This is a genomic window from Nonomuraea sp. NPDC001699, from assembly GCF_053596455.1.
Window position 1 is genome coordinate 868502 of the sequence record NZ_JBSFGF010000002.1, and the last position, 20059, is coordinate 888560.

14 protein-coding genes and 5 tRNA genes are annotated in these 20059 nt (G+C 71.6%); 9 read left to right on the forward strand and 10 right to left on the reverse strand.

All coding sequences use genetic code 11. From position 1 onward, the window contains the following. The first annotated feature begins 68 nt into the window (after positions 1–68). Entirely contained in the window at positions 69–2924 is a 2856-nt protein-coding gene (locus tag ACWCSU_RS09480; RefSeq protein ID WP_449934674.1) for an ATP-binding protein, read from the forward strand. A gap of 71 nt (positions 2925–2995) precedes the next feature. Here ACWCSU_RS09480 and ACWCSU_RS09485 read toward each other — a convergent pair whose 3' ends face one another. From ACWCSU_RS09485 to ACWCSU_RS09495, 3 genes are all read right to left on the reverse strand, one after another. Then, a complete protein-coding gene (locus ACWCSU_RS09485) occupies positions 2996–4819 on the reverse strand; it encodes an ArnT family glycosyltransferase (protein WP_449934675.1) in 1824 nt (607 codons plus the stop codon). A 158-nt stretch (positions 4820–4977) separates the two neighbouring features. Next, on the reverse strand, positions 4978–6192 hold the full coding sequence (locus ACWCSU_RS09490; protein WP_449934676.1) for a glycosyltransferase: 1215 nt from the start codon (positions 6190–6192) through the stop codon (positions 4978–4980). A 185-nt stretch (positions 6193–6377) separates the two neighbouring features. After that, positions 6378–7619 carry a serine hydrolase domain-containing protein gene (locus tag ACWCSU_RS09495; RefSeq protein WP_449934677.1) on the reverse strand — a complete coding sequence of 414 codons (1242 nt, stop codon included), beginning with the start codon at positions 7617–7619 and terminating at the stop codon, positions 6378–6380. 124 nt (positions 7620–7743) lie between these two features. Between ACWCSU_RS09495 and ACWCSU_RS09500 the strand changes: the two genes are divergently transcribed. Further along, a complete protein-coding gene (locus tag ACWCSU_RS09500) occupies positions 7744–7923 on the forward strand; it encodes a hypothetical protein (RefSeq protein ID WP_449934779.1) in 180 nt (59 codons plus the stop codon). A 251-nt stretch (positions 7924–8174) separates the two neighbouring features. On the opposite strand, the gene ACWCSU_RS09505 is transcribed toward ACWCSU_RS09500, so the two are convergent. The 5 genes from ACWCSU_RS09505 to ACWCSU_RS09525 form a co-directional block, all read right to left on the reverse strand. Next, positions 8175–8246: transfer RNA gene (locus ACWCSU_RS09505), tRNA-Val, on the reverse strand. A gap of 19 nt (positions 8247–8265) precedes the next feature. Continuing rightward, a tRNA-Gly gene (locus ACWCSU_RS09510) sits at positions 8266–8337 on the reverse strand. Positions 8338–8384: 47 nt separating this feature from the next. After that, positions 8385–8455 (reverse strand) — tRNA-Cys (locus ACWCSU_RS09515). Positions 8456–8470: 15 nt separating this feature from the next. Then, positions 8471–8542, reverse strand: a tRNA-Gly gene (locus ACWCSU_RS09520). A 90-nt stretch (positions 8543–8632) separates the two neighbouring features. After that, positions 8633–10678 (reverse strand): N-acetylmuramoyl-L-alanine amidase, encoded by a 2046-nt coding sequence (locus tag ACWCSU_RS09525; protein WP_449934678.1) that lies wholly within the window; start codon positions 10676–10678, stop codon positions 8633–8635. A 232-nt stretch (positions 10679–10910) separates the two neighbouring features. On the opposite strand from ACWCSU_RS09525, the gene ACWCSU_RS09530 reads away from it, so the two are divergent. The 6 genes from ACWCSU_RS09530 to ACWCSU_RS09555 all read left to right on the forward strand — a co-directional run bounded on the left by ACWCSU_RS09530 (position 10911) and on the right by ACWCSU_RS09555 (position 16463). After that, on the forward strand, positions 10911–11186 hold the full coding sequence (locus tag ACWCSU_RS09530; protein WP_449934679.1) for a hypothetical protein: 276 nt from the start codon (positions 10911–10913) through the stop codon (positions 11184–11186). A gap of 12 nt (positions 11187–11198) precedes the next feature. Beyond that, positions 11199–13019, forward strand: a complete 1821-nt coding sequence (gene glmS, locus ACWCSU_RS09535) for a glutamine--fructose-6-phosphate transaminase (isomerizing) (RefSeq protein ID WP_357706705.1) — start codon at positions 11199–11201, stop codon at positions 13017–13019. Positions 13020–13081: 62 nt separating this feature from the next. Continuing rightward, positions 13082–13858: an SAM-dependent methyltransferase gene (locus ACWCSU_RS09540; protein ID WP_449934680.1), complete on the forward strand. Its 777-nt coding sequence runs from the start codon at positions 13082–13084 to the stop codon at positions 13856–13858. A 108-nt stretch (positions 13859–13966) separates the two neighbouring features. Beyond that, positions 13967–14917 carry a tripartite tricarboxylate transporter substrate-binding protein gene (locus tag ACWCSU_RS09545; protein ID WP_449934681.1) on the forward strand — a complete coding sequence of 317 codons (951 nt, stop codon included), beginning with the start codon at positions 13967–13969 and terminating at the stop codon, positions 14915–14917. Positions 14918–15089: 172 nt separating this feature from the next. Beyond that, a complete protein-coding gene (locus ACWCSU_RS09550) occupies positions 15090–16166 on the forward strand; it encodes a mechanosensitive ion channel family protein (RefSeq protein ID WP_357706702.1) in 1077 nt (358 codons plus the stop codon). A 221-nt stretch (positions 16167–16387) separates the two neighbouring features. Next, a tRNA-Pro gene (locus ACWCSU_RS09555) sits at positions 16388–16463 on the forward strand. A 144-nt stretch (positions 16464–16607) separates the two neighbouring features. On the opposite strand, the gene ACWCSU_RS09560 is transcribed toward ACWCSU_RS09555, so the two are convergent. Continuing rightward, positions 16608–17939, reverse strand: coding sequence for an amidase (locus ACWCSU_RS09560; protein WP_449934682.1), 1332 nt, complete (start codon positions 17937–17939; stop codon positions 16608–16610). Between the two features lie 265 nt (positions 17940–18204). On the opposite strand from ACWCSU_RS09560, the gene ACWCSU_RS09565 reads away from it, so the two are divergent. Further along, complete coding sequence (locus tag ACWCSU_RS09565; protein WP_357706700.1) at positions 18205–18513, forward strand: hypothetical protein; 309 nt, start codon at positions 18205–18207, stop codon at positions 18511–18513. A gap of 224 nt (positions 18514–18737) precedes the next feature. Here the strand turns inward: ACWCSU_RS09565 and glgC are convergent, their stop codons facing one another. Beyond that, positions 18738–19973 carry a glucose-1-phosphate adenylyltransferase gene (gene glgC / locus ACWCSU_RS09570; RefSeq protein WP_352329862.1) on the reverse strand — a complete coding sequence of 412 codons (1236 nt, stop codon included), beginning with the start codon at positions 19971–19973 and terminating at the stop codon, positions 18738–18740. Between the last annotated feature and the right edge of the window lie 86 nt (positions 19974–20059).

Sequence of the window (20059 nt, forward strand, 5' to 3'; positions counted from 1 at the left end):
GCCCGCCCGCCCGAGGCGGCATGATCCTGGTGGACAGTTTCAGGGGGGCCGAACTGTGGGGAGTGGCGATGTCTTCGGGACAGCCGCTGCTACACCGTGACATCGAGACCGCGGCGATGCGGGAGGCGCTGTCGAGGGTCCGTGCCGGCGGGCCCTCCGTCCTCCTGATCCAGGGGTCCCGGGGCATGGGCAAGACCACCTTGCTGAACGCCGCGCTGGCGGCCAGAGGTGAGGCGGGGGCGCTGCTGCTGATGGCGCGGGGGCACCCCACCGAGCGCGACCACCCGTTCGGCGTGGTCCGCCAGCTCTTCGAGCCGCTCATGACCGCCGGCCGCGCGCCGCCACCCGGCGAGGGTGCCGTCGTCGGTCCCGACCTGGGCGGCGGGCTCGACCGGAGCCATCCCGTCACGCCCGACCTGCTGCACGGCCTCTACCGGGCCACCCGCTCCTTCACCGGCGACCGGCCGCTGATCATCGCCGTCGACGACGTGCACCACACCGATCCGCAGTCCTCCCAGTGGTGCTCCTACATCGCCCGGCGGCTCGACGGCCTGCCCATCGCGATGATCCTCACCACCGCCGACACCGGCGGCCCCGACGACCTGGCCAGAGACCTGGCCACGCTGCCGTACACGCGGCTGCTGCGGCCCGCCCCCCTGTGCGCCCAATGCGCGGGACGGCTCATGGAGTCCGTGCTCGGCGTGGAGGAGGAGATCGGCGAGGAGGTCGCCGCCGCCTGCCACCGGCTCACCCAGGGCAACCCGCTGCTGCTGCGGGAGCTGGCCGTGCGGCTGGCCAGGTCCGGCGTGCGCCCGGTGGGCGCCGAGCTGTCCCGGGTGCTGGAGATCGGCGCGCTGGCGCTGACCGAGACCGCGCTCGGCTGGCTGTCCGGCAGCGGGTCGGGCGTGGACGCCGCGGGCGTCGACCTGCTGCGCAGCCTGGCCATCGTCGCACCCGAGGACGGCATGGAGGTCGCCTCCATGATCGCCGGGCACGGCCAGGACACCGCCAGGGCGGCGGGGGAGACGCTGCGCCGCGCCGGGCTGGTCACCGGCACGCCGCCCGACCGCTTCGCCCATCCGCGCATCCAGCAGGCCGTGCTGGCCGGCATGGACCCGGGCGAGCGCGACCGGCTGCACCGCCGTACCGCGTCGCTGCTGTACCGGCTCGGCGCGCCGCTGAGACGCTCGGCCCGCCACCTGATGTCGGCCGGCCCGACCGGCGACCCGCTCACGGTCACCGTGCTGCGCGAGGCCGCGGGCGAGGCCGCCGCCAAGCACTCGTGGGCGGACGCGACCGGCTACCTGCACCGCGCGCTGGCCGAGACCGACGACCGGGACACCGTCCTGGAGGTCACCGCCGAGCTGGGCGCCGTGGAGAAGCACCGCGACCTGCCCGCCTGCCTGCGCCACCTGCGCACCGTCTACGGCCGGGTCAGGACGGCCCCGCACGCCCTGATGTCGCTGGCACCGTTCGCCGACATCCTGGTCACCGCGAACTCCGCCGAGGCCGCCGAGGTCTTCGCCGGCGCGGCCGAGGCCGCCGCCGCCACGCCGCAGTTCGGCGGAACGGACCTGTTGCTGGTGTTCGCCGCCCAGGCGCTGCTGTGGGGCCGCTCGGCCGGCCGGCTCGGCCTGCGCCGCCTGGGACGCTCCCTCGGCACGCTGGTCAGCCCGGCGGCCAGGGAGTTCGTCAGCGTGCTCGCCCTGGCCACCGGCGCGCGCGGCCGCAGCCTGCCGCGCATGCTCGCCCAGACCCGCCGCTGCCTCGACGGCCAGGGCCCTGTGCCGGTGGCCGCCGTCCTGCCGCTGGTGTGGGGCGACCGCCTCGACGAGGCCTCCTACTGGGCCGAACGGCTGGTCACCGAGACCCAGGACGCCGGCTCCGGCACCGGCCTGGCGCTGGCGCTGCTGACCAGGGCCGAGGTGCGCTACCAGCTCGGCAGCCTGGAGGCGGGGCTGGCCGACGCCGAGGCCGCCGTCGTCAGCTCGCGCGAGTGCCAGGCCGAGGGCTTCCACGTGGCCGCCGCGGCCTGCGCCGCCCGGGTGCTGGTGGAGTACGGCGACCTGGAGGCCGCGGAGGCGGCGCTGAAGTCCGTGGCCCCGTACGGCGACTGGCACCCGATGATCTCCGGGCAGGCCCTCGACGCGCTGGGCCGCCTCCGGCTCGCGCAGGGCCGTCCGCGCGACGGCCTGCTCACCCTGCTGGAATGCGGCCGCCGCCTGACCGCCGCCGGCATCATGAACCCGGCCTGCGTGCCCTGGGGGACGAACTCGATCCTGGCGTACGTCCTGTCCGGTGAGCGTTCGGCGGCCCGCATCGTGGCCGAACGGGAGCTGGAGCTGGCCCGCGCGTGGGGCGCGCCCACCGTCGTCGCCCGCGCGCTGAGCGCGGCCAGCATCGCCCACGAGGGTCAGGTCCGGCTCGACATGCTGCACGAGGCCGTCGCCCTGCTGGGCAACCGGGGCGCCCGGCTCGAACACGCCAGGGCCCTGCTGCGCCTGGGCATCGCCCAACGGCAGGCGGGCGACGACGGCAAGGCCCACGAGACCCTGGCCCTGGCGCTGCGGCTGGCCGCCGACTGCGGCGCGGCCCGCCTGGCCGCCCTGGCCGACAAGCACCGCGCCGCCACCGCCCCGGCGCGCGCCGCCACGCTCGTTCCCGGCCAGGACGACCATGTGCTGACCGTCGGCGAACGCCGGGTCACCGACCTGGTGCTGCGCGGGATGAGCAACCTGGAGGTGGCCACGACGCTGTCCATCAGCAAGCGCACCGTGGACACCCATCTGGCCCGCATCTACCGCAAACTCGGCATCCACACCCGCGCCGAACTCGCCGTCATCCTCACCGGCCTGTCCGACGACGACCACCCCACCCCGCCCCGGACCGAGCCCGTCCCCACAGGCCTCCACGAATACCTGTAACGGCGGGGGCGTGCAGCTCAGGACCCCGCTGCTGCCGACATCGCCTCATCGGGCGCCGTCATCGTGCTCCCTCAGCCGAGCCGGTACAGTTCACCGCCGCCCGTGTCGGACGTGCCGCCGTACGTGCTCGCGGGAACCCTCGTACCGTTCTTCCGCACCCATTGGGCGACGGCGGGGTCGCCGCTCATCGGGCCGCTCTCACCCGACCCGTTGATCACGATGTGACGCAGCTCGCCCCTGCGGACGTACTCCTGCAGCCCGGCCACCGTCATCGCCGGGTCCTGCCCGGTGAAGCCGCCCATCGCGATCACCGGCTCGCCGGTCGACAGGATGATCGACGACGCCTGCTGGGCACTGACCACGGCGACCAGCCAGCGCGCACCGCCCCGGTTCCTGAGCAGGTAGTCGACCATGTCGTCGCTCAACTCACCGGCCGGTCCGCCGACCACCAGCATGCCGCCCCGCCCCTGGGGCGGCGCCTGACCGTTCTGGGCCTGACCGTTCTGGGCCTGCGCCGCGTACGGCCCCGCCAGCGCGTTGCCGCTGGTGTTGCCGCCGCCGAACGCGGTCACCGCCGCGTACGCGCCCGGCCCTGCCAGGGCTGCGACCAGCGTGAACGTCATCGACGCGACGACGATGCCGGGGCCCGGCGCCCACCGCGGCCGCGCGGCCACCAGCGCGAGCACCGCCAGCACGGTCGCCGCCACGATCACCCAGCGCAGCCATGGATTCCAGTCGGGCGTCCGGTTCAGCAGCGCGAACGACCACGCACCTGTGACCGCGACGCCCACGGGCAGCACCCACGACCACCGGACCGACCCCTGGTGAGCGCTGTACAGCAGTACCCCGCCCACTCCGACCAGTACGGCGATCGCGGGGGCCAGTGATGTGGTGTAGTACGGGTGGAACACGCCCTTGGCGAAGCTGAACGCCACGTAGTACGTCGCCAGCCAGCCGCCCCACAGCACCAGCCCAGCCCGTGCCAGGTCGGTGCGCGGCCGCTTCCACAGCAGCACCATCCCCGCAATCAGCGCGAGCACCGCGAACGGCAGCAGCCAGGAGATCTGACCGCCGACCATGTCGTTGAACATCCGTCCCACGCCCGCGGCGCCACCGAACCCCCCGCCGCCACGGCCGCCGCCGTGCGTCTCCAGGCCGAAGATCCGGCCCAGGCCGTTGAAGCCGATGACGAGGTCACGCACGGTGCCGTCGGTGCTGCCTCCGATGAACGGGCGATTCCCGGATGGGGTCAAGTCGACCACCACCATCCACCAGAAACTCGACACCACCAGCGCCGCACCCGCCGCCAGCAGATGCCACACCCGGCGCAGCGCGCCCGGCCTGGCCGCCACCAGGTAGGCCAGCGCCAGCGCCGGGACGACCACGAACGCCTGCAGCATCTTGGTGTCGAACCCGCACCCCACGAACGCGGCCGAGGCCAGCAGCCAGCGCAGGCGTCCCGACTCGATCGCGCGCTGACACGACCACGCAGCCAGCACCAGCCACAGCACCAGCAGCGTGTCAGGATTGTTGTCGCGGTTGATGGCCACCGTGATCGGGGTCAGCGCCAGCACCCCGGCAGCGATCAGCGCCGCCGGAAACCCGGCCGCGCGCCGTACCGTGGCGTGCAGCACCGCGACGGCGGCCACCCCGGCCAGCACCTGCGGCAACATCAGGCTCCACGTCCCGAACCCCAGGACGCGGGCGAGCAGCCCCATCGCCCACAGTGCCATCGGAGGCTTGTCCACGGTGATGAACGACTCGGAGTCCAGGGCCCCGAAGAAGAACGCCTTCCAGCTCTCGGTGCCGCTCTTGACCGCCGCCGAGTAGTAGGAGTTGGCGTAGCCGGCCGACCACAGGTTCCACGCGTACAGCACGAGAGCCGCCGACAGCACGCACCAGAGCCCGGGACGCGACCAGCGCGGATCTTCAGGCCCGCCCAAGGCCAGTCGGCGCAGCCACCCCGATCCGGCATCCGAGCGGCGACTCCCGCCGGGCCTGTCAGGCAGGCCCGGCGGATCGGAGGGCGTCTGTGAACGACGTACGCGGATGGTCATGCGACCTCGTCCTTCCGGGCCGTGTCGATGGTCGGATCGGCCGGGGGCGACCGGTGCCCAAGGCGCCGTGGATGGAAGATCCAGGTGCGCATCAGAAGGAACCGCACCAGCGTCGCGACCCCGTTGGCGGTCACCAACGCGGCGACCTCGACGGCCCGTGGCGGCTCGGGCGCCAGTGCGTGGAGCAGGGCCAAGCAGCCGGTGCTCAGGACCAGTCCGAGCAGGAACGCCAGACCGCCTTCCAACTGCTGCCTGAACGCCCGTTCACGGCCCGTCACCCCAAAGGTGAAACGGCGGTTGGCGGCGGTGTTGCCGACAGTGGTGATCAACAGCGAGACCGCGTTCGCCCACAGTGGCCCCATCACCATGCGCAGCAGCACGAACAGCAGCAGCTGAGCGATCGTGCTGAACACCCCGATGATCGCGAAAGTCGGCAGTTGCCGGGCCATCCCCGCCGGCAGCCGCGGCCTCGGCCGGCTCTCCACCGGGGCGTCGAACGCGCCCGTCAGCATGCGCCGCGCCACCCGGGCCATGCCCTTCACATCATCCAGCGCGGTTCGCAGCACGTCCACGCGGCTGTCGGGGTCGTCGACCCAGTCCACCGGCACCTCGTGGATGCGCAGCCCGTTGCACTCGGCCAGCAGCAACAACTCGGTGTCGAAGAACCACTTGTCGTCCTGCACCGACGGCAGCAACGCCCTCGCGATCACGGTCCGCGCGGCCTTGAAACCACACTGGGCGTCGGTGAAGCGGGCCGACAGCGTCGTGCGCAACAACACGTTGTAACCCCGGGAGATCAGCTCCCTTTTCGGGCCGCGCACCACCGCCGACCCGCGAGTCAGCCGAGTCCCGATGGCCAGATCGCTGTGCCCGGAGATCAGCGGCGCCACCAGCGGAAAGAACGCGTCCAGATCGGTGGACAGATCCACGTCCATGTAGGCGACCACGTCGGCGTCGCTGTGGCTCCACACATGCCGCAGCGCCCGTCCCCGGCCCTTCTGCTCCAGCCGCACTGCCCGGACCCCTTGCAGTTCGGTCTCCAACTCCCGCGCAACCTGCCACGTTCCGTCGACGCTGGCGTTGTCGGCGATCGTGATCCGAAACCGGTAGGGGAATGTCTCTTCCAGATAGGCGTGCAGTCTGCGCACGCTGCACGCCAGCACATGCTGCTCGTTGTAGACCGGAATGGCGATCTCCACCATGCGATCCATGACCAACTCCTCGCTCGCTCGAAGGCCTCTCAAAGGTGTGGCCGCGGAGCCGATGACCTGGCGGCGACGTCCGCCGCGCCAAGCCGGGACGCACGCGGAAGGACTGCGACCGGCTGACATCGGGCTGCGGTGGCCACGGGAGACGTCAGGAGATCCGTTCTCTTCGTGTCGACCGCCGGACCACCTCAGCCACCCCCGCCGCCGCCCGGCGAGCCTCCGGTGACAGCCTGTACCTCCCGCTCGTTCAGCTCCTGCAGCGTCCCGCCGTCGGTGTTGCTGAGGATGACACCGACCCAGCCGGTGTACGGGTAGATGTTCCAGCTGGCGCCGACACCAGGGTTGGCACCGGCCCGCCCGTGCACCCACTGACCGCTGACGATGCGGACCGGCATCTGGTAAGCCCCGAACGACTGCGGTCCGTGGGGGGACCTGGGCGCGGTGAGCACCTCGGCGTAGGGCCGTTCCAGCACCGTGCCTTCGCTCAGGGCGTGCGCGAACCGGACCAGGTCCGGTGCGGTGGCGAAGCCACCGTCCCCTGGGACGTCGATGAAGCTGCGGCCCGGGTTCTTGCCCGGCGTGGACTGGTTGGAGCTGCTCTTGTCCAGGTGGCGGACGGCGTCCACCACGCTGCCGTCAGCCAACCTCATGTAAGGGTGCGCGATATGCGCATCGGTGAGCCACTGCGGCCTCGTGCGGAACGCCGAGCCGGTCATGCCGCAGCGCTTGAAGATGTTCTCCTCGACGTAGTCCCAGTACGTCCTGCCGGTCACCGCCTCCACGATCAGCGCCGGGATGACGACCTCGGCACCGGCGTGTTCGGTGGGAGTGCCGGGGGCGGCCACCAGCTTCGCCTTCCGGGCCCACTGCTCGTAGAACTCGTGCACCTCCTCCCGGCTCCGGAAGATGCGCCGCAGATCCTCCTCCGGGGTGTTCAGCCCGGAGGTGCCGGAGAGCAGGTGGTGGACGGTCACCCGTTCGGCGATGTCCCTGGCATAGCCCTTGAGGTGGGTGCCCACCGTGTCCGACAGCTTCACCTTGCCCTGCTGCACCAGCTGCAAGATGGCCACCGCGCCGAACGGCTTGCCCGCCGAACTGAGGCTGAACGCGATGCCCTCGTGGTTGCGGATCCCCTTCTCCTTGTCCGCCATGCCGTAGCTGCGGGACAGCACCGTCCTGCCCCGGTGCGACAACAGCACCACGCCGGAGAACCTGCCCTCTGCGGCCAGCTTCGCCACGTACCGGTCGTAGGCTCCGCCGGGACGGGTGTCCGGCGGGATGCCGGGGCCGGTCGCGGCCGGACGGTGCCCTCGCGGGCCGGGCCGCCTGCCCACCAGCGGCGCACCGGCCGCCACCACGCCGGCAGCCGCCACCCCGCTCCACCCGAGCAGCCGCCGACGGCCGATGCCACCTACAGAATCCGAGTCCATGATCACGGTCCTTTCCTGACGACGAACCGACCGTTGCAGGTCTGACGGCGACCGCCGTCGGCAACCGATCACCCACCACGCGGCCGGTGCCTCAACTGAAGACGGAGGACTGTTGCGGTGGCGTATGCGCTTTTCGATACGCCCGCGATACACCGAGATCCCCGGCATCAAGGAACGGGCGCAGGCCGGCAGCGCGATGGTCCTGCCGCCCGCGATGAACGCCGACGCCGCAGCCCGGGGACAGGCCGAACGCGACCTGGCCGGCGACATGGGAACGAACGACGCCGGCACCGGTTCCGGCTGAAGGCGGCCGAGCCGGGCCGCTCGCGGGGCGGGGTGACCAGCGGGGTGCGTCTGGCGGCTGATGGTCGGTGCCGTCCGCTGTCCTCCGGCCTGACCGCCGGGCAGGCCGGAGGAACGGGGGGCCTTGCCAGGGGAGGCGGGGCCCGGCCCTCGAAACGAAGAAGCCCCAGTCGTCCGGCATGTGCCGGTCGCTGGGGCTTGACTGGTGTCCGGACCGGGCCGAAACCCGGTCTGACCGCCGACGAGCAGAGGTGGACGATACTGGGATTGAACCAGTGACCTCTTCCGTGTCAGGGAAGCGCTCTCCCGCTGAGCTAATCGTCCTTGTTGAGTTGTCACTCAGAGCGGAAGACGGGATTCGAACCCGCGACCCTCACCTTGGCAAGGTGATGCTCTACCACTGAGCCACTTCCGCGTGCGCACTTAACTTTACCGGACCCAGAAGAGTCCGTTGTACCACCGAGGTGGAGACGGGATTTGAACCCGTGTAGACGGCTTTGCAGGCCGCTGCCTCGCCTCTCGGCCACTCCACCAGGAGTTTGACTCCGAGCGGAAGACGGGATTCGAACCCGCGACCCTCACCTTGGCAAGGTGATGCTCTACCACTGAGCCACTTCCGCGTGAATCCCCCGCGAACTCGCGGGGCCACGGGAAAACCATATCGTCTTCGCGGAGTGCCCGTGCGCAGCCCGAGCCCTGTGGGGCGAAATTCACCGGATGACGCGCACATCCTTGGCCTGGACGAACGCGACACGATGCCCGAGCTGGATCTGGTGGTACCGGACCGACCCCGTGACCCGTACGTGCCGGGCCGGGTTGAAGGCGCTCGCCGAGTAGAAGGACCCGGTGACCGTGCCGCCCAGCGAGTACGACTGCCCCGGCCCGATCCGGTACTTCAGCGGCGTCAACGGCTGCGCCCCGCCGCCCCGGTACGCCGACCGCTCCGGGTAGGCGCGCCCGTACACCTTGGTGCCCGCGGCCAGCGGCGTGACCAGGGCGCCCTTCGCCGGCACCGCAGTCGGATCCGACTCGGGGTTGAGGAACCAGGCCCGCTGCCCGAGGTACCAGATCGCCGTCCAGTCCCCCTCCCGCCCGGCCACCGCGTACCGCTGCCCGGTCGAGGCGCGGGCGCTGTGGTCGTAGACGCTGTACGTGCTCGGCTTGGGCCCCGGGTGCTTGCCGAGGTCGGTGACCAGCGGGGCGGTCGAGCTCGGCCCGGTGTGCAGCCACACGCTGGCCGATCCGTGCTCCGGGCACCGCCGGCCGGGCCTGGTGCTGGCGCAGCCGGTGAAGTACGGGCGGTTGGCGTCGTAGGAGGGACGGATGATCACCGACGAGCCCGTCCCGTCGCCTTTGATCGGGTGGTTCATCAGCTCGAAGTAGTGGGCCCAGTCCCAGTAGGGGCCGGGGTCCTCGTGCATGCCCGCGACCGCGTCGGCCGTGGCGCCCGGCACGTTGTCGTGGCCGAGGATGTGGGCGCGGTCGAGCGGGATGCCGTACCGGCCGGCGAGGTAGCGCACCAGCCGGGCCGACGACCGGTACATGGCCTCGGTGTACCAGGCGCCCTTGGCCAGGTAGCCCTCGTGCTCGATGCCGATCGAGCGGGCGTTGACGTCCCAGTTGCCGGCGTGCCAGGCGATGTCCTTCGTCGGCACGTGCTGGGCGACATGTCCGTCGCGGGAGCGGATCGTGTAGTGCCAGCTCACGTACTTCGGGTTGCGGATCATCGACGGGATGCCCTGGTAGCCGCCCTCGGTGTCGTGGATGACGATGTAGTCGACCTGCCTGCGGCCCTCGACCCGGTCGTGGTTGCCGTAGTCGTGGTCCTTCCTCTTGCCGTACCTCTTGTACGCGGCCGGCATCCACTCGCACCTGAGGCTGCTCGGGCACTCCACGGACGTGTCGGCGGCGGTCAGCGGCATCTCGTCCTGCGCGGGCACGTCCCAGTCGGACTCGTCGGCCGCCTCGGAGTCGTCGTCGCCCTCGGGTTCCATGTCGGAGAAGAAGAACGGGTCGTCGTCGTCCTCGTCGTAGTCGTCGTCGGCCCCGCTCTTCGGCGGCGTCGTGGGCGGGCGCAGGCCGGGCACGGCGTCCAGGCGCACGTCGAAGCCGTCGTCGGTGCGCCGCGCGACGCCCTCGCCCATCACCGCGTACACCTCGTCGGCGAAGGACCGCGCGGCGAGCGGGTCGCTGCTGCCCGAGTAGCGGGCGACCGCCTCGTACCAGCCGGCCGGGTCGGAGGTGGGACGCCGCTGGTAGGAGGCGAGCAGGGCGGCCCCGCCCCTGATGTTGGCGCGCGGGTCCGTGCGCAGGGTGCGCGGCGCGATCCCGGCCAGGCGGCCGGCCAGGGCGAGGGTCGCGTCCGGGATCGCCGCGGTGCGGGAGGAGCCCGCCGGCCGGGCCGCCGGCCGCGTCGCCGATCGGGGCAGCGGGCGGGTGTCGTCGCCTCTGGCGTCGCCCATGGCGTCGGCGAGCGGCTGCCCGGCGGGGACGACGTCCACCAGCGCGTCCACCAGGTGCATCGGGCCGTAGCCCCCGGCCGTGCTGGGACGGCCGCGGTTGGCGTCCCACCTCGACTCCAGGTACGACACCCCGAGCAGCACGCTCACCGGCACCCCGAACTCCGCGGCGGCGGCCGCGAAGTCGGCCTGCCGCCCCTGCTCCCGGACGCCCGTGACGGCGGGGACGGCGGGGGCGGCCGGACCGCCGACGGCGGCGATCACGCTGGCGACCAGGACGGCAAGCCGGAGCTGCATGACATCTCCCCACGGAACGGCACTACTCGATCACTGAGCGTAACCATTCCCAGAAAGGGATGTGTCAGACGGGTCGGATGATACGGATGAGAACCGCGGGATCCGCCGCCAATCCGCCTACCAGCTCATCGGCGAGCGATGGGGAGAAGCGGAAGCGCGTTGGAGTTAAATCCTGCCCGATTCCGGGCAGGATGTTGGCGTGTCCCGCTCCAGATGCGTAATGTCCTCGTCTGTGTCCACGGCGCGGCATCCCTATGAAGACCTCATCGCCCACCTCACCAGGACGAGCGCGCTCGACCCTGGAGAGGCGGCCCGCGTGGTCGCCGACGTTCTGTCGTACTTCTCCGAGACGGTCGAGGAGTTCGTACGGCGCCGGCACGGCGAGCTCAAGGCCCGCGGCCTGACCAACGACGAGATCTTCCCCCGGATCGCCGCCGAGTTACCCGCACGCCGGGTAGCGGCACCAGAGCTGTCGCTGCGGCAGCTCCGCAGGATCGTCTACGGATAAGAGGAGAGCTCGATGTGCGGAATCGTGGCCTACGTCGGCCCCAAGGACGCGGCGCCCATCCTGCTGGAAGGGCTGCAGCGGCTTGAGTACCGGGGCTACGACTCCGCCGGGGTCGTGGTGTCGAACAAGGGCCTCAAGGTACGCAAGGTCAAGGGCCGGGTCGCCGACCTGGCCAAGGTCGTCCCGGTGCGGTTCAAGGGCAACCACGGCATCGGCCACACCCGATGGGCCACCCACGGCGTGCCCAGCGACGAGAACGCCCACCCGCACCTGTCGTCCGACCAGCGCATCGCGGTCGTGCACAACGGCATCATCGAGAACGCGGGCGAGCTGCGCGCCAAGCTGGTGGCCGACGGCGTCGAGTTCCTGTCCGACACCGACACCGAGGTCCTCGCCCACCTGATCGCCCGCGCCGCCGACGAGAACGACACGCTGGAGGAGGCGGTCAGGAAGACGCTCAAGGCCATCGTCGGCACGTACGGCATCGCGGTGATCGACGCCGAGCGGCCCGGCGAGGTGGTCGTGGCGCGCAACGGCAGCCCGATCGTGATCGGCATCGGCGAGAAGGAGATGTTCGCCGCCTCCGACGTCGCCGCCCTGGTCCGCTACACCCGCCAGGTCGTGCACCTGGAGGACGGCGAGCTGGCCGTGCTCAAGGCCGACGGCTTCCACACCTTCACCGGCGACGCCCGCGAGACCGCCAAGGAGCCGCTGACCGTCGACTGGGACGCCGGCCACTACGACACCGGCGGCTACGAGCACTACCTGCTCAAGGAGATCTCCGAGCAGCCCGAGACGATCACCCGCACGATGAGCGGCCGCCTGGACGAGCGTTTCCACGTGGCCCACCTCGGCGGCCTGAACATGGACGCCCGCGAGACGCGCTCGTTCCGCCGGGTGAAGATCATCGGCTGCGGGTCGGCGTACTACTCCGGGCAGATCGGCGCGCAGCTCATCGAGGAGCTGGCGCGCATCCCCGCCGACGCCGAGCCGGCCAGCGAGTTCCGCTACCGCAACCCCGTCGTCGACCCCGACACCCTCTACGTCGCGATCAGTCAGTCGGGGGAGACCTACGACACCCTCGCCGCCGTCCAGGAGCTCAAGCGCAAGGGCGGTCGGGTGATCGGCATCGTCAACGCCGTGGGCAGCGCCATCGCCCGCGAGGTCGACGGCGGAATCTACCTGCACGCCGGGCCCGAGGTGTCGGTCGCCTCGACCAAGGCGTTCACCTCGACCTCGGTCGCCTTCGCGCTGCTGGCGCTGCACCTGGGCCGGGTGCGCGACCTTTCGCCCGCCGACGGGCGGCGCATCGTGGAGGGCCTGCGCCGGCTCCCCGGCCAGATCGAGGAGATCCTCGCCCAAGGCGACAAGATCGCCGAGCTGGCGCAGAAGTACGCCAAGCACCCGAGCATGATGTTCGTCGGCCGGGTCCGGGGCTACCCGGTGGCCCGCGAGGGCGCGCAGAAGCTCAAGGAGATCTCCTACGTGCACGCCGAGGCGTACCCGGCCAGCGAGCTCAAGCACGGGCCGCTCGCGCTGATCGGTCCCGACATGCCGACGGTGGCGGTCGTCCCCGACGACGAGCTGCTCGACAAGAACCTCACCACGCTCGGCGAGATCCGCGCCCGCGGCGGCCAGGTGCTCATGGTCGGCCACCGCGAGCCCGGCGCCAAGCTGGCCGACGACGTGATCGTGATCCCGAAGAACGAGATCGAGCTCGACCCGATGCTGCTGACGATCCCGCTCCAGCTGCTGGCCTACCACGCGGCGGTCGCCCTCGGCAGGGACGTCGACAAGCCTCGCAATCTCGCCAAGAGCGTGACTGTCGAATAAATTCAGCCACAATCCGTGCGGGGTAGTGTTTATCCGGCTGCGGACCACCTAAATTCAGTACTGTGCGGCAGTTCGACCCACACACGCCCAATCTCGCACGCATGTACGACTACATGCTCGGCGGGAAGGACAACTTCGCGGTCGACCGCCTGGCCATCGAGCAGCTCGCCGAGCTGGTCCCGGAGGCGGTCCCGCTGGCCCGGGCGAACCGGGCCTTCCTGCAGCGTGCCGTGCGCTACGTCAGTGCCGCGGGGGTCACCCAGTTCATCGACCTGGGCAGCGGGCTGCCGACGCAGGGCAGCGTGCACGAGGTCGCGCCGGAGGCCAGGGTCGTCTACGTCGACCACGACCCGGTCGTCGCCGCGCACGCCAGGGCCCTGCTGGCCGGGTCGGGCAGGGCCGCCTTCCTCGAAGCCGACCTGCTCGACCACGAAGAGGTGCTGGCCCGGGCCGGCCGGTTCCTGGACCTGTCGCGGCCGGTCGCGATCGTGCTGGTGTCGATCCTGCACTTCCTGCCCGACGCGGCCGATCCGCAGGGCGCGGTGGCGGCGATGCGCGAGGCGGTCGCGCCCGGCAGCCGCCTCGTGATCTCCCACGCCACCTCGATGGGACGCCTGTCCGACGACGAGGGGGACGCCCGGGGCGTCCGGCGCGGCTCGTCGAGCTCGGGCGGTGGCGACCGCAGTCCGGCCGAGATCCGCGCCTTCTTCGGCGGCTTCGCGTTCGACCCGCCGGGCCTGGTGCAGGCCGTGGACTGGCGGCCGGACCGGCCCAAGCTGGTGGGCGACTGGTCGCTGCCGTCGTCCCTGATGGCCGGGGTGGCCGCGAAGCCGGAGTGACCCCGCTATACGCCGAAATATCGGTTAACCGTATCCCGATGTGTAACAGCGAGTGAAGCGTCAATAACCTGAGGTAAGGGCGGACTCGCGAAGGTCGGGGGAGGGCGGATGCGTCGTCGGCGATTCTTGGCATGGACCCTGGGCGCGGCGGCGTGCGCGGCCGGGTGCGGGACGGGACGCGTCGGCGGCGGCCCGGCCGACGCGGGCGGCCGGTTCTCCATCGTGGCCGGGGGCCGCCGCTGGGCCCGCGTCGGCGAGGCGTTCGCCGCCGCCGCCCGCGCCTCCGGCGTCGGCACGTCGTCCACCGGCACGCCGATCACCGTGACCGGTCTGCCCGCGCTGGCCGCCTCCGAGCTGAACAACGGGCAGACGCTGCTCGACACCTCGACCCCGCTGTCCAGGCTCACCGGCGACGTCGAGGTCGTCGTCGTGCCCGTCAACTCCCGTTTCAAGGACTTCGACGACTTCGGCGTCCACCTGCGCACCGACCCGAGCGGGACGATGCTGGCCGGTGGGCCGCAGGGCGAACCCGACCACCTGCTGTTCGGCCTGATCGCCAAGGGGCTGGGCGCCGACACCAGGCAGATCGACTACACCGGTTACCCGGGCAGCCACGAGGCCGTGTCCGCCCTGCTCGGCGGCAAGGCGGCGGCCGCGGCGGGCCTGCTCGGCGACTGGCGGGCGGTCATCGACGGCGGCGGGGTCAGGGCGCTGGCCGTCTCGTGCGCCCGCCGGGTGCCGGGGCTCGACGTCCCGACCCTGCTGGAGTGCGGCGTACGGGTGGACTTCGCGGACTGGGCCGCGGCCGTCGGGCCCGACGACATGCCGGACAACGGCCGGGAGTCGGCCGTCCGGATGTGCGACGAGGTGACCTCCTCGCCCTCGTGGCGGCGGGCGTGCCGCAAGGCGGGGTGGATCTCGATCCCGCTCAGCGGGGACGACTTCCGGCTCTGGCTCACCTCCGAGGTCGAGCGCACGCAGGCCGTGCTGCGCGACCTCGGCCTGCTGGCCAGCACCCGGGCCACGACCTGCTGGGGCAGCTGCGGGAACGGCCACTGAACGGCCACTGACCGCTCACTGAGTGGTCACTGAGCGGTCACCGAACGGCCGCTCCGGGCGTCGTCGCCGGTTCGCCTCCTTCGGCTTCCGGCGGCGTGTCCGCGCGTATGAAGTGGCGGTTGAGGGCAATGTGACCTTGAAGCGACGTTCTACAACATAGGGGGCGCAAAACGTGCAGTCGCCGGAAGCCTGGCCGATCCTCGTCATCTCGGTGGTCGGAGCGGTGCTCCTGGTGGAGGTGGTCCGCCGGGTGCTGATCAGGGTCGGACGAAAATGGGCCCTGGCCCGGCACCTGGTCGAACACTGCACCTGGCCGGCGTTCTTCGTGGCCGCCACGGTGGCCTGCAACCTGGTCTTCGCCCCCGGCAGCTTCGGCGACACCCCCACGGCCCAGTCGATCGACCGGATCATCGGCCTGCTCACCATCGGCACGGTCACCTGGCTGATCATCCAGGCGACGTACGCGCTGACGGACGTCGTTCTCGACCGGCTGGTGCTCGTCGAGGGCGAGCGCAACCGGCGGGCGCGGCGGATCAGGACGCAGATCGCGCTGGTGCGCCGCATCGCCGCCGCCGTCATCATCGTCATCGCGCTCGGCGCCATGCTGTTCTCCTTCCCGCAGGTGCGGGCGCTCGGCGCCGGGCTGCTGGCCTCGGCCGGCATCGCCGGCGCCATCGTCGGCATCGCGGCCCAGCCGACCATCGGCAACATGCTGGCCGGGCTGCAGCTCGCCTTCAGCGACGCGCTGCGGCTGGACGACGTGGTCGTCGTGGAGAAGGAGTGGGGCAGGATCGAGGAGCTCACGCTCACGTACGTGGTGCTGCGCCTGTGGGACGAGCGGCGGCTGGTGCTGCCCGTCTCCTACTTCACCCAGAACCCGTTCGAGAACTGGACCAGGCACGGCAGCCGGGTGCTCGCCGTGGTGTTCCTGCGCGTGGACTGGGCGGTGCCGGTGCCCAAACTGCGCGAGGCCCTGTACGAGTTCCTCCAGGGCAACCCGCTGTGGGACCAGAAGGACTGGACGCTCCAGGTCACCGACGTGCTGCCCAACGGCCTGGTCGAACTGCGCGCCCTGATGAGCGCCGCCGACTCGCCCTCCTCCTGGGACCTCAAGTGCGACGTCCGCGAATTCCTCGTCAATTTCGTCCGCGACAATTACCCGGACGCCCTTCCCCGGTTCCGCGTCGAGGCGCCCGAAACGCGCGCCGGCGTGGCCTGGACGAACGACCGTGACCGCGACCGGCGATAAATGCCTGGCATGTCAGGCTGCCGCCGGTCTACCGTGGAGCACGCCGGGAACGACATTTCCGGAACGACGAGAAAGGCGGTGGCCATGCGCGGACCCCGATGCGCCAGGCCGTCTGCCGACCGGCCTGAGCTGCGGCCAAGGCTTTCCCGGTGATTCCACGGAGAATCCACCAGGAAAGCCGTCCCGGGCCTCGGCCGGGGGCGGCTTCTTTGATTTCATGACCGAGTGTGGGGCAGTTTGGTCAGCCCGCCTGCCTTGGGTGCAGGAGCATCGCAGGTTCGAATCCTGCCACTCGGACGTACGGCCCTGAAAGAAAAGGGCCGTGGGCTTCGGCCTGGCCGACGGGAATGGCGCCCCCCGGCCGGACACGGGCCCCCGCCCCGGGCGCGGCCTACGCCGGGCCGACCCGGGGCCCACCTTCTCACCCCTCAGCCTCACCTCTCAGCGAGCGGCCACACGGAACAGCAGCTCCTCCTGCCCGGGACGGCCGACGAGCTGCAGCCCGACCGGCAGGCCGTCCACCGAGCCCACCGGCACGGTCAGCGCGGGCAGGCCGAGCACGTTCCACGGGCTGGTCAGGGCCAGCAGCGCGGCCCGGACGGCGACGGCCCGGCCGTCCAGCTCGGTCCCGCGCTCGCCCAGCGGCGGCGCGACGAGCGGTACGGTGGGCAGCGCCAGCACGTCGTGGTCGTCGAACAACGCCTGCGCCGCGGCGGCCAGTGCGGGCCGCTCGTCCAGGGCCTTGACGTACGCCCAGGCGGGCAGGTCCATGGCCGCGCCCAGCCGGTCGAGCACCTCGGGGTCGAACAGTCCGGGCGCCGCGGCCATCCGGTCGGCGTGCACGGCGGCGGCCTCCGCGCCCTGGACCGTCGCGTACGTCTCCCGCAGCTCCTCGGCCAGCTCCCTGGACAACCGCGCCTCGCCCGTCCCGGCCCCGGCGGCCGCCCGCGCGACCTGCACGACGCGCGGGTCGCACGGCGACAGGACCGTGGGATCGATCCACCCGACCCGGACGGCCGCCGCCGCTCCGGAGCCGCCCCGGGCGGCGGGCGGCTCGCCGGCCGCCAGCTGCCGGTAGGCGATCAGGCAGTCCAGCGGCTCGGCGGCCAGCACACCGACGTGGTCGAAGCTTCTCGACAGGGGGAACATCCCGGCGGTGGGGATCGCGTGGTAGGCGGGCTTGAACCCGGCGATCCCGCACAGAGCAGCCGGGATGCGGACCGACCCGCCCGTGTCGGTGCCGAGCGCGAGCGGCACGATGCCCGCCGCCACGGCCGCCGCGCTGCCGCCGCTCGACCCGCCCGACATGCGGCCGGGGTCGTGCGGGTTGCGCGAGGGGCCGTTGGCCGAGCGGTCGCCGGTGGGGCCGTACGCGAACTCGTGGGTCGTGGTCTTGCCGACGATCACCGCCCCCGCCTGGCGCAGCAGCGTCACGCAGGCGGCGTCGGCGTCGGCGACATGGCCGGCGAAGTGCCGCGACCCCATGGTGCAGGGCAGGCCGGCGACGTCGATGAGGTCCTTCACGGCGACCGGCACGCCGTGCAGCGGGCCGCGGTCGCTCCCCGCGGCCAGCTCCTGGTCCGCCCGCCGGGCGGCGGCCAGGGCGCCCTCCCGGTCCACGGTGACGAAGGCGCCGAGCGCCGGACCCAGCGCGGCGGCCGCGTCGAGCGCCAGCCGGGCCAGCTCGGCGGCGGTGGTGCGGCCGGCGCGCAGGTCCCGGGCCAGGTCGGTGACGGAGCGGCCGGTGAACGGGCCGGGCGGTGTGGGCGGCATGGGGTCCTTTCCTGGCAGGTCACGGCGCCCCCGCCGGGCAAGGGAAGGGCGGGGACGGGCGTCCGGAGCAGACTAGTCGAACCCCCCTCCCGGCCTCCTGCGGCGTGCCGGGACGCGGCGGGCTTCCGGAGTGCCAGGAGAAGGCGGGACATCGGCCGGAAGCACCGGAAAGCGGTGAGTCGCTTCCTGGCGTGGCGTTACACGGCGGTACGAAGGCGATTACGTACAGTGATCAACGATGTCACTTCGTGATCCAGGGGGATTCATGAAAGCCAAGCTCATCGTGGCGGGCGGCTTCGCTGTCGCCGCGCTGTTCGGTATGGCGGGGACGGCCAGTGCCAGCGGCTACGGCCACTCGGAGAGGTGCGACCTGAGCACCGACGACGACTCCACCGCGCTGCGCATCACGCCATGGGGCGTGTTCGCCGGACACCGTGACGCCGAGGCCTGCGAGCACCGCAGGGACTACGGGCGTCCCCACGACGGCGACAACTGGGGCTTCTGGCCGGGCCGCGGCTACTGGCCCGGCGGGTGGGCCTACGGCATGGGCGTCGGCATGGGCGTCGGCCTCTGAGATCGCGTCATCCGATCCCGGGCCGCGCCGCGCGTGGCCCGGGATCACGCGTTGCCGGCGGCCGGTGACGGCCGCCCCGCACCCCCGCCGGCGCCGGCTGAGCGGCGCCGTCGTGGCCGCGCCTTCCATGAGGGGATCGCGCCCGCTCGCCGCCGCGCGGCGTTCTCCGGCCGACGGGCTGCCCGGCCGGCCCCGAGCGCGTTCGCGGACCGGCCGCCCCGGCCCTAACGGTCGACGATCTCGTTCTTGCCGATGACCACGACCCCGCCGCGGGTCAGCGCGAAGCGGGTGCGGTCGTAGTCGAGGTCGAAGCCGATGCGCGCGCCGTCGGGGATCACCACGTTCTTGTCGATGATCGCCTTGCGCACGATCGCGCCCCGGCCGACCTTGACGTTCTCCATCAGCACGGAGTCCTCCACCAGCGAGTGCGAGTGGAGCACGACCTTCGGCGACAGGATCGAGCGCATCGCCATGCCGCCCGAGACGATCACGCCGGGGGAGACCAGCGAGTCGATCGCCCGGCCCACCCGGTCGCCGTCGTTGTGCACGAACTTGGCCGGGGGCAGCGGGTCGTGCCCGGTGAAGATCGGCCACTTGTCGTTGTACAGGTTGAAGATCGGGTGGGCGGAGATGAGGTCCATGTGGGCCTCGTAGTAGGCGTCGAGAGTCCCGACGTCGCGCCAGTAGCCGCGGTCGCGCTCGCTGGAGCCGGGGACGATGTTGTTCTTGAAGTCGTAGACGTCCGCGCCGCCGGACTTGACCAGCATCGGGATGATGTTGCCGCCCAGGTCGTGCTTGCTGGTCGGGTCGAGCGCGTCCTCGCGCAGCGCGTCGATCATGGCCTGGGTCTTGAAGACGTAGTTGCCCATCGAGGCGTAGACCTCGTCGGGGGAGTCGGCCAGGCCCACGGCATCCTTCGGCTTCTCCCTGAAGGCCACGATGCGGCGGCCCTCGGGATCGGTCTCGATCACGCCGAACTGGTCGGCCAGCGACAGCGGCTGGCGGATCGCCGCCACCGTCACGTCCGCGCCCGAGTCCTCGTGCTGCTCGACCATCTGCCGCGGATCCATGCGGTAGATGTGGTCGGCGCCGAACACGATCACGTGCTCCGGCATCTCGTCGTAGATCAGGTTCAGGTTCTGGAACAGCGCGTCCGCGGAGCCGGAGAACCAGCGCGGCCCGAGCCGCTGCTGGGCGGGGACGGGGGTCACGTAGTTGCCCAGCATCGCCGACAGCCGCCAGGTACGGGAGACGTGCCTGTCCAGGCTGTGGTTCTTGTACTGGGTCAACACCACGATCTTCAGGAAGCCGCCGTTCGCGAGGTTCGACAGCACGAAGTCGATCAGCCGATACATCCCCCCGAACGGCACCGCCGGTTTGGCCCGATCCGCCGTGAGCGGCATGAGCCTCTTGCCCTCTCCACCTGCCAGCACGACCGCAAGCACCCTTCGGGACCTCATGTCCAGGACGCTACCCGTAAATGGCCGATCTATCGACGAAAGCCCACACTGTGCTGTGCTCCCGTGTCCTGACTTATCCGCCTAGA